General features: G+C 40.2%; 11 protein-coding genes and 2 tRNA genes. 10 read left to right on the top strand and 3 right to left on the bottom strand.

Features of this window, described 5'->3' with window-relative positions:
* The 3 genes from ACW6QP_RS11035 to rpsT all read left to right on the top strand — a co-directional run bounded on the left by ACW6QP_RS11035 (window position 1) and on the right by rpsT (window position 484).
* Window positions 1-72: transfer RNA gene (locus ACW6QP_RS11035), tRNA-Glu, on the top strand.
* A 59-nt stretch (window positions 73-131) separates the two neighbouring features.
* A tRNA-Glu gene (locus ACW6QP_RS11030) sits at window positions 132-203 on the top strand.
* A gap of 32 nt (window positions 204-235) precedes the next feature.
* Window positions 236-484 (top strand): 30S ribosomal protein S20, encoded by a 249-nt coding sequence (gene rpsT / locus ACW6QP_RS11025; RefSeq protein WP_457910924.1) that lies wholly within the window; start codon window positions 236-238, stop codon window positions 482-484.
* 73 nt (window positions 485-557) lie between these two features.
* On the opposite strand, the gene ACW6QP_RS11020 is transcribed toward rpsT, so the two are convergent.
* Both ACW6QP_RS11020 and pepE read right to left on the bottom strand, forming a co-directional pair.
* A complete protein-coding gene (locus tag ACW6QP_RS11020) occupies window positions 558-1,472 on the bottom strand; it encodes a glutaminase (RefSeq protein ID WP_457910923.1) in 915 nt (304 codons plus the stop codon).
* Window position 1,473: 1 nt separating this feature from the next.
* Window positions 1,474-2,178, bottom strand: a complete 705-nt coding sequence (gene pepE, locus ACW6QP_RS11015) for a dipeptidase PepE (RefSeq protein WP_457910922.1) — start codon at window positions 2,176-2,178, stop codon at window positions 1,474-1,476.
* 158 nt (window positions 2,179-2,336) lie between these two features.
* Here pepE and ACW6QP_RS11010 point away from each other — a divergent pair, with 158 nt between their 5' ends.
* From ACW6QP_RS11010 to ACW6QP_RS10980, 7 genes are all read left to right on the top strand, one after another.
* Window positions 2,337-3,074: a carboxypeptidase-like regulatory domain-containing protein gene (locus tag ACW6QP_RS11010; protein ID WP_457910921.1), complete on the top strand. Its 738-nt coding sequence runs from the start codon at window positions 2,337-2,339 to the stop codon at window positions 3,072-3,074.
* Window positions 3,040-3,867, top strand: a complete 828-nt coding sequence (locus ACW6QP_RS11005; protein WP_457910920.1) for a hypothetical protein — start codon at window positions 3,040-3,042, stop codon at window positions 3,865-3,867. The genes ACW6QP_RS11010 and ACW6QP_RS11005 overlap by 35 nt, the downstream gene beginning before the upstream one ends.
* A complete protein-coding gene (locus ACW6QP_RS11000; protein ID WP_457910919.1) occupies window positions 3,845-4,591 on the top strand; it encodes a hypothetical protein in 747 nt (248 codons plus the stop codon). The genes ACW6QP_RS11005 and ACW6QP_RS11000 overlap by 23 nt, the downstream gene beginning before the upstream one ends.
* 33 nt (window positions 4,592-4,624) lie before the next feature.
* A complete protein-coding gene (locus ACW6QP_RS10995) occupies window positions 4,625-5,125 on the top strand; it encodes a DUF6702 family protein (RefSeq protein WP_457910918.1) in 501 nt (166 codons plus the stop codon).
* 60 nt (window positions 5,126-5,185) lie between these two features.
* The gene (locus ACW6QP_RS10990; RefSeq protein WP_457910917.1) at window positions 5,186-7,486 is read left to right on the top strand and encodes a M1 family metallopeptidase; all 2,301 of its coding nucleotides are present in this window, start codon (window positions 5,186-5,188) and stop codon (window positions 7,484-7,486) included.
* Window positions 7,487-7,553: 67 nt separating this feature from the next.
* A complete protein-coding gene (locus ACW6QP_RS10985) occupies window positions 7,554-7,835 on the top strand; it encodes a Sec-independent protein translocase subunit TatA/TatB (protein WP_457910916.1) in 282 nt (93 codons plus the stop codon).
* A gap of 10 nt (window positions 7,836-7,845) precedes the next feature.
* Window positions 7,846-8,403 carry a phosphatase PAP2 family protein gene (locus ACW6QP_RS10980; RefSeq protein WP_457910915.1) on the top strand — a complete coding sequence of 186 codons (558 nt, stop codon included), beginning with the start codon at window positions 7,846-7,848 and terminating at the stop codon, window positions 8,401-8,403.
* Here ACW6QP_RS10980 and ACW6QP_RS10975 read toward each other — a convergent pair.
* Entirely contained in the window at window positions 8,396-9,037 is a 642-nt protein-coding gene (locus tag ACW6QP_RS10975; RefSeq protein ID WP_457910914.1) for an O-methyltransferase, read from the bottom strand. The two genes, ACW6QP_RS10980 and ACW6QP_RS10975, sit on opposite strands and share 8 nt — an antisense overlap.
* Window positions 9,038-9,091: the final 54 nt, after the last annotated feature.

The following is a 9,091-nucleotide window of genomic DNA, read 5'->3' as shown; positions in this document are numbered from 1 at the left end:
GGTCCGTTCGTCTAGGGGTTAGGACGCCAGGTTTTCATCCTGGTAACAGGGGTTCGATTCCCCTACGGACTACAACAGGAAACGAAAAGATTTCAGAAGTTACCCGAAAGGGTTTTTTATTGAGAATTAATGGTCCGTTCGTCTAGGGGTTAGGACGCCAGGTTTTCATCCTGGTAACAGGGGTTCGATTCCCCTACGGACTACAACAAGAAAACAATTAAAGAAGAAATTAGTAATGGCAAATCATAAGTCAGCGTTGAAGAGGATTCGTAGCAATGAGGCAAAACGTCTTAGAAACCGCTACCAGCATAAAACCACCAGAAACGCTATTCGCAAATTGCGTGGTGCAGATAAGAAAGAGGCAGAGGCTATGCTACCTTCAGTGATATCGATGATCGATAAACTGGCTAAGAAAAATATTATACACAATAATAAAGCCGCTAACCTTAAGTCTAATTTGACTAAACACGTAGCAGCGCTTTAATATAAATCAGTGTTCAATTCATTAAAAATGCTTTCTGAATTTTCAGAAAGCATTTTTTGTTTTAAGCCGTTTTTTAGAAAACCGACAGGCCGGTTAAACTTGTAAGTCGTTCTAAAGCCTTCATTCCCAGTTTTGAATTTCCTTTTTCATTGAGAATAGGGCTCCAAACCGCCACCGAATATTGGGCGGGATGTATGGCGACAATTCCACCACCTACACCACTTTTTCCGGGAAGGCCAACTTCGAAACTAAATTCACCAGCTTCGTCATAGAATCCGCAGGTTTGCATTAAAGCATTTATACGCTTTACATATAGAGGCGATAAAATCTCCTCGCCTGTGCTTAATATCTTTCCTTTGTTGGCAAAGATCATAAAGGCCATAGCCAAATCTTTACAGGACATTGCCAGGCTGCATTGATGGAAATACAGGTCCATAATAGGTTCTACTTCCGATTTTATATTTCCCAGAGCCTTCATATAATTCACCAGGGCTACATTTCTGTACCCGGTCATTTTTTCTGAAGCTGCAACCTCGGCTCCATATTCGATATTGGGATTACCGCTTAATTTTCTAACCAGCTCGAGCATATCTTTTTTAGGATCTTCTAATTGATCTACAAGAACATCGCAAACCACAAGGGCTCCTGCGTTTATAAAAGGGTTTCGGGGTACGCCGCTTTCGTGTTCCAGCTGGGTGAGAGAATTAAAGGGGTCGCCCGAAGGTTCTACGTGCACTCTGTCCCAAAGATCTTCTCCCATAATATTCATCGCCATAGCCAGGGCAAATACTTTTGAAATACTTTGTATTGAGAAATTTTCCTTGCTGTCTCCAAAACAAAAATGCTGCTCGTCCCCGCAATATATGTGCATTCCGAATTTTCGGGGATCAACTTTGGCGAGTTCAGGAATGTAGGAAGCAGGTTTTCCCTGTACATCCCTGTAACTCATTTCACTTTCTATAGTATCCAGAATTTTCTGATAATCCATATTAATTTAATTCGCTTAAATCCTTTTCGGGTTCTAATTCGAAAGGTACTTTATCCTTCCTGAAAATCCGGGCTGTCAACTTACCTTTTAACGTAACTTTATTATCGTTTACTTCCAGCCAGCTACCTTCTCTAAGGCCCACAACCGGTTGCGAATTGAATACGTGAAATTCCTTAATTCTGGTTTCCCGGGTTTCCCCTTTATGGGTTGAACCGGTATCGGGGTCCAGATAATGCGGATTAATATTGAAAGGGACCACTCCCAGGGTTTTAAAGCTTGGCGGATAAATTATAGGCATGTCATTGGTATTTTGCATCGTGAGCCCGGCGATATTCGTCCCCGCACTACTGCCCATATATGCGGTGCCCTCGTGAATTTTCTGCTGAAGTAACTGCATTAGGTTTAAGCGATATAATTCAGAAACCAAAAGAAAGGTGTTTCCGCCGCCGGTAAAAACTCCGTCTGCGTTGTTCAGTGCCTCCTGCATATTATCAAATTCGTGAATGCCATTTAATTCTATTCCGGCTTTTTGAAAAGCGGTTTTGGCCAGGTTGGTGTATTGGTTGTGACTAATGCCCCCGGGGCGGGCAAATGGTATAAAAATCACTTCGCGATCTTTAAAAAATTCAGCAATTACCGGGATTAAATATTCCAGATAATCTTCATTATGCAAGGTAGAAGTACTTGCCAGTAAAGCTTTTTTCATCTTCTTTTCGTGTAAATTTAGCTGAAATAGACCTTTTAACAAAAGTTTACAAGCCCCTTGACGAAATTATTAGAAGTCGTATTGTTACTTTAAGTATGGAAAAATCACTACTCACATACGCAGCAATATTTTTTATTAGCCTCCAAAGTTTTTCTGTTATGGCCCAGGAACGGGTTAGGGTACAGGGAAAAGTAATCGTTCCTGAAGGGGATAGCCCCGAAGGGATGACCGTGATTAATGAAACCGGAAAATCCGGGACTATTACCAATTTGCAGGGGGAATTCAGTATTATGGCGGCAGAAAATGACAGCATTAGTTTTTCGGCCGTTCAATTCGAAAAATTTACGATCATAGTAGATGCCGGGGTAATAGATTCCCGACAAATGAATGTGTTTTTGACCGAATCGGTTACCGAACTGCCTGAAGTAGTGGTGCGTCCCGTAGACCTCACAGGTAACGTAAATGTAGATGTGAACCGCATTAGTGTTAACGACCCTTCCCTTCCCCGCTATACCGCCGCGCAACTCGATTCTATGGGTATAAGGGTGGAGCCCGATTCCCTTACACCCCCGGGAAGAAATGATGCCCTTGCACAAAGCCAGCAATGGTTGGTGAACGGCTTAAACCTGGTTAATATTTTTAAGTTGCTTGCCTATTCTGAAGAAGACAAATCTTTAAGCCAGGAACAAATAAATGAACAGGTTAGGTTGATGTATAATGATGAATTCTTCAGAGAAAATCTCGATATCGCTGAAGAAAACATTCAGGATTTTATATATTACACCAACGAAAGAGGCCTTTCGGAAGCGATGCTCCAGGAAGGAAACGAACTCGAACTAATCGAATTTTTAATCCTTCAGAGTGAAAATTACAAAAATCAGCAGGTACGAAACTAGCACTTTATCCTCCAAATTTCTTGTTTTAATATTTTTCCTTATTTCAGCGGGGCTGTGGGCTCAGGAGCCAAAGGTATTAAAAGGCGAAATTGTGGTAGACAAGGTTTCTGCCCCGGTTCATATCATCAACTTAACTGCAAAGACGGGAACCACTTCAGAAGCTGATAAAACATTTAAAATTAAGGTCTCTAAAGGTGATGAGTTGTTTATCTCTTCAGTAGAATTTGCTCCAAAAAAACTGAAGATTACTTCAGAAATATTAGAGGAGAATTACCTTTCCATTAAACTCGATCCTGCTTTAAATGAACTTGCTGAGGTAAAAGTGCATAATTTAAGCGGAAATCTTGAAGCCGATATTGCAAATATAAAAGTTCACGAGATGCCGGTTTTTGAAATTCCGCCGGTAGAGCCTATCAAACCCAGGGGGGTGCCTAACATCGCTTTTGAGCAAAACAGCCAAATGGCAAGTACTCCGGTTAATCTTCTGGCTGTTTATAAATTGGTCACAGGAAAAGATCTGATTAAGAAAAAGCCATCTATTAAACCTGCTATTTTCAATGAACAAATCGCGATTACCAGCCTTAGAAAAAAATTCGATGAAGATTTTTTCAAAAATCATCTTAAACTACAACACTCACATATCAACAATTTTATCTCCTTTGCATTTAAAAATGGCTTAAGTAAAGAACTTTTAGAAGAGAAAAATTCACTTGAACTCATCGCATTTCTGGAAAAGCACTCTAAAGAATATATCAAAAACCAGCAATTGGATGAGAATAATTCTCCTGTTTAATCTTGCTTTTTTAATCTTTTCAAGTGGTTTTTCGCAGGAAACCAGGACTCTCAAAGGCAAAATTCTGGCCGATTCCATTCTTGCTCCTGTTCACGTAATAAATCTCAAACAACAAAAAGGAAATTTAAGCGATTTGCAGGGCAGTTTTGAAATTTCTGCTTCAGTTGGGGACTCGATCTTATTTACTTCAGTTCAGTATCAGCGAAAAAGCATTCTCATTTCTCAGGAAATGCTTGAAAAAGGAAATATTGAAGTAACTCTGGTTGAAGATCTCAATGAGCTGGCTGAAGTGCGACTGCATAAATTTAGCGGGAATCTGGAAAAGGATCTGCAGCAAATTGATACCTATAATTTAAATGAGCTAAGAATTCCTTACCAGAAGCGGGACCCGATTACTAAAGATAAACGTATGCTGCATACGGCCACCACTTCGGCGGGAGGGGTGCCATTAGATGGTTTGTTAAACAAGCTTAGCGGGAGGCTGGATATGTTGAAATCTCACAGCCAAAACGAAGAATTAAAAAGGAGTGTTCAAAAAATTATAGCTAGCCTGCCTGAAGATTATTTCGAAGAGGTTCTGGGGATTTCAGCAAAAGAAGGCCTGAATTTTGTTTATTATTGTGCCGAAAATCATTCGCTTAGAGATCATAGCAATGATATGTTAGCCGTGATGAATTTATTCGAAGAAAAAATAAATGAGTTTAAAGAATGGCGAAATTTGTAATTTTTAAGGAAGCTTAGAATTTTAGGTTTAAAAATGAAGAAGATAATTTTTTTATTAGGTGCAGTTTTTATTCTATTGGCGTTTAAACCGGCCGTTCACGAATTTTATCTTAGTGTAACCGAGATAGAATACAAACAGGAAAAACAGAGCCTGCAAATTATTACCCGGGTATTTATAGATGATTGGGAAAATGTGCTTCGCAGCCGTATCGATGATAACATCAGGCTTTCGCACGAAAAAGAAGAGGGTTCTGTTCGCAAAGCTATAGAGCGATATCTCGGGCAGAAGCTAAAACTTGAGATTGGGGGTAGGGAACTTGAGCTGAAATATCTGGGAAAAGAATACGAGGCCGACCAGTTGGTGCTCTATATCGAGGTAGAAAATGTGCCCGATTTTAAAGAAATAAAGGTGCAAAATGCCATTCTTACCGATTTGTTCGATGATCAAAAAAATGTAGTGCACGTGAAGCGAATGAATAAAACAAAAAGCCTTTTGTTAACCAGAAGCTCGCCTGCAGATAAAATTAGATTTTAAAATTAATTTTCAATCCGTTCAAAAAACTTATTTTTAGCCATCTTAAAACGCATTATAATTATGAGAAAACCTGGGATTTTTAATTTTCTGCTATGTTTTTTTCTGATTCTTGGAGTTTCGGCTCAGGAGGAAAAACAGGAAGAACGTGAACAAGGCCACACCAACCAGAATAAATTCAGACAATTATACCAGGAGTTTGCCACTCCCAATCAGTTTAGAACGGGTTCTGGTGCTCCCGGAGAAGCTTATTTCCAGAATATGGCCGATTACAAAATGGATATTGTACTCGACGATAAAAATACCCGCCTGGATGGAGAGGCTACTATTACCTATCATAACAATTCTAAAAATCCGCTGGAATATTTATGGTTGCAGTTAGACCAGAATATTCGAACAAAAGATTCTCCTGCACTGCAAAAAGATCCTTCAGCAATGAATCCTGTGTCAACTCTTGAAGGTTTCACCGAAAACTATTTAAAGGAGCCTTTTGACGGAGGCTTTAATATCATTGAGTTGAAAAAGGATGGAAAGGCACTTGATTATACCATCAATTATACGATGATGCGGGTAGATCTCGAAGAGCCTTTAAAACCGGGAGAAAAATTTGAATTCTCTATTAAATGGTGGTACAATTTGAATAACCATATTACCGACAGAGCCCGCTCGGGTTACGAACATTTTCCTGAAGACGGGAATAATGCCTATGTAATAGCACAGTTTTTTCCTCGTATGGCAGTTTATAACGATGTGGAAGGCTGGCAAAATATGCAGTTTTGGGGAAGCGGGGAATGGGCCCTTCCTTTTGGAGATTATGAGGTGAATATCACCGTGCCTGCCGATCATATAATGGAGGCAACTGGCGAGCTGCAAAATAGAAAGCAGGTGTATACCAAAGAAATGCTTCAACGATACGAGCAGGCTAAAAAATCTTATGATGAACCGGTAATTATCGTATCTCAGCAGGAGGCAGAAAAAGCCGAAAAATCTTTCTCAAATAACACCAAAACCTGGAAGTATAAAGCTGAGATGGTTCGTGACTTTGCTTTCGCAACTTCCAGAAAATTTATTTTAGATATGATGGCGGTAGACGTAATGGGCAAAGATGTGATGGCCGTGTCTTTATATCCTAAAGAAGGAAATCCTTTGTGGGAAGAATGGTCTACCAAAGTTGTGGCCAGTACCTTGAAAACCTATTCCCATCATACTTTTCAATACCCTTATCATAAAGCAGTTTCGGTTCACGCAAGAAATCAGGGGATGGAATACCCTATGATTTGCTGGAATTATGGCCGTCCCGACGAGAACGGGGAATATTCTGATAGGGTTAAATTCGGAATGATGAGCGTAATTATTCACGAAATTGGGCATAATTTTTTCCCGATGATCGTAAATACCGATGAGCGGCAGTGGGGCTGGATGGATGAAGGTTTAAACACCTTTGGCCAGTATCTTGCCGAACAGGAATTTGCCGAAGAATACCCGGAAGCTTTGGGAAGTCTTGAAAAATACCCTTCGCGTCGTGGAGATCCCGAAAAAATTGTTCCTTATATGAGAGGTAACCAGGCATTTATTTCACCAATTATGTCTAATCCCGAAGAGGTTTATCAGTTAGGAAATAACGCCTACGGAAAGCCGGCTACAGCCCTTAACATACTTAGAGAAACGGTGATGGGGCACGAGTTGTTTGACCACGCCTTTAGAACCTTCTCCCAGCGTTGGATGTTCAAACACCCAACCCCTGAAGATTTCTTCAGAACTATGGAAGATGCTTCAGCCGTAGACCTGGATTGGTTTTGGAGATCCTGGTTCTATACCACCGATTTTGTAGACATAGGAATAAGCGAGGTGAAGAAATATTATATCACCGATAAAGCCACTAAGGAAGGTAAGGAGTTTTTGCAACGCTATGGTGCAAATCCAGATGAAGTCGATGCTGTATACGTGGTTTCAGAAGACAGCGAAGATTTTCAGGAAGGTTTAAAGCAAGGAAGCATTTTTGAAAATGCACCTAAACTCAATGAATATGTGATGGATAATTTCAGCCAGCAGGAAAGAGCTAAGCTTAAACAGCCAAAATATTTCTACGAGATTAGTTTTGAAAAGCCCGGAGGTATCCCAATGCCCATAATAGTAGAATATACCTACGAAGATGGCACTTCAGAAAAGATCACCTATCCGGTTCAAAACTGGAGAAAACACGATGCTGCTATCACCAAGGTAGTCGCTACCGATAAGGAAATCAGCAAAATAGTGGTAGACCCTGAGCTGAAAACTGCCGATATTGATGTAAGTAATAATACCTGGCCCCAGGAAGCCACCACCGATAAATTCGAAGAATTTAAAGAAAGTTTGGGCAACTAAAATTATTAAGCCGACTTTAACGAGTCGGCTTTTTTTATGCCTAAATTTGTGGCTATATTTGTTTGCTATGGGAAAACTTCCATTATTTATTAGTGGTGCCGAAATTGCCTTTATTTTGTTTATTCTGGTAATGGTTTTTGGCGCCGATAAGATTCCGGATATCGCGCGTGGGCTTGGAAAAGGTATGAAAATGCTGCGCAACGCCTCAAATGATATTAAAACCGAAATTCAGAAAAGCGCCGAAAAACAGGGAATCGATACCGATATTTCCAAAGACATCAAAGGTGAGATCGATAAGGTGAAAGAAGATATCGATGAGATAACCGGGTCGGTGAAAAGACGTCTTTAATTCTTGAAGAATGCTGGATCAGTTAAAGCAATGGGACCGGGAATTGTTCGTCTACCTTAACAGTTTAGGTCTTGAGCAATACGATCAATTCTGGATCCTGGTAACCCGTATCGAAAACTGGATTCCTTTTTACATATTCTTATTTGTGTTGTTTTTTCTGGCTTTCGACTGGAAAAAGGCTGCATTCACTTCTATTTTTCTACTTGCTACCTTTTTAAGCACCTGGGGTTTCACCAATCTTGTCAAGAATATTTATGTGCGGCTGCGGCCAAACAATAACCCAGATTTGGTAGACCTTATAAGAATACTTCAGGAACCAACCAATTACAGTTTCTTTTCGGGTCATGCATCTGCCTCGGTAGTGGTGGCTACATTTGTGGTTTTGGTTTTAAAGGATACCTACAGCTGGATTTATGTGGTCTTTATCTGGCCGCTTTTATTCATTCTTAGCCGTGTCTACGTAGGAGTTCATTACCCCAGCGACTTATTGGTGGGAGCCATCGTGGGAGTGGTTTTTGCCTATCTTTTCTTTTGGCTTTATAATCGCTCGGGGAGAAGGTTTATTTAACTCTGCTCAAAGTTAAACCATCCCGAATTGGTAAAATTACCGTCTCCAGGCGGGGGTCTTCGGCCAGGATTTTGTTGTATTCCAAAAGAGCCTTTGTAGATTCATCGTCTTCCTTGAGATCTTCTACCACCTTACCACTCCATAAAACATTATCTGAAAGTATAACGCCGCCCTTATTCATTTTTTGAATGATTAACTCAAAATACTTAGGGTAGTTGGGTTTATCGGCGTCGATAAAAACCAGGTCAAAACTATCTTCAATTTGCGGAATGATTTCCAGGGCATCACCTAAATATTGCTTTATTTGAGAATAATAGGTGGAGGCTTCAAAATATTTCTTCTGAAAATCATAGAGCTCTTCATTAATATCTATGGTATGCAGTTTTCCCCCGGGCTTTAGACCCTCGGCCAAACAAAGAGCCGAATAGCCGGTGTAGGTGCCTATTTCCAAAATAGAAGCAGGAGCGATGATCTTGCTTAGAAGGCTTAAAATGCGGCCCTGGTAATGCCCGCTAATCATCCTGGGCTGCAATACCTTTTGATTGGTTTCTCTGTTTAATTTCTGAAGAAATTCGGGTTCTTTTGCTGAATGTTTTACAATGTAATCATCTATTTTTTCAGGTAAGAAATGCATAGGACCTAATTTTTGTCAAATTTAAACTTTTGCAGGAAGACTGAAACCGAATTC

The sequence above is a fragment of the Salegentibacter haimaensis genome (assembly GCF_054121495.1).
This window is presented reverse-complemented; position numbering and strand designations above follow the sequence as displayed.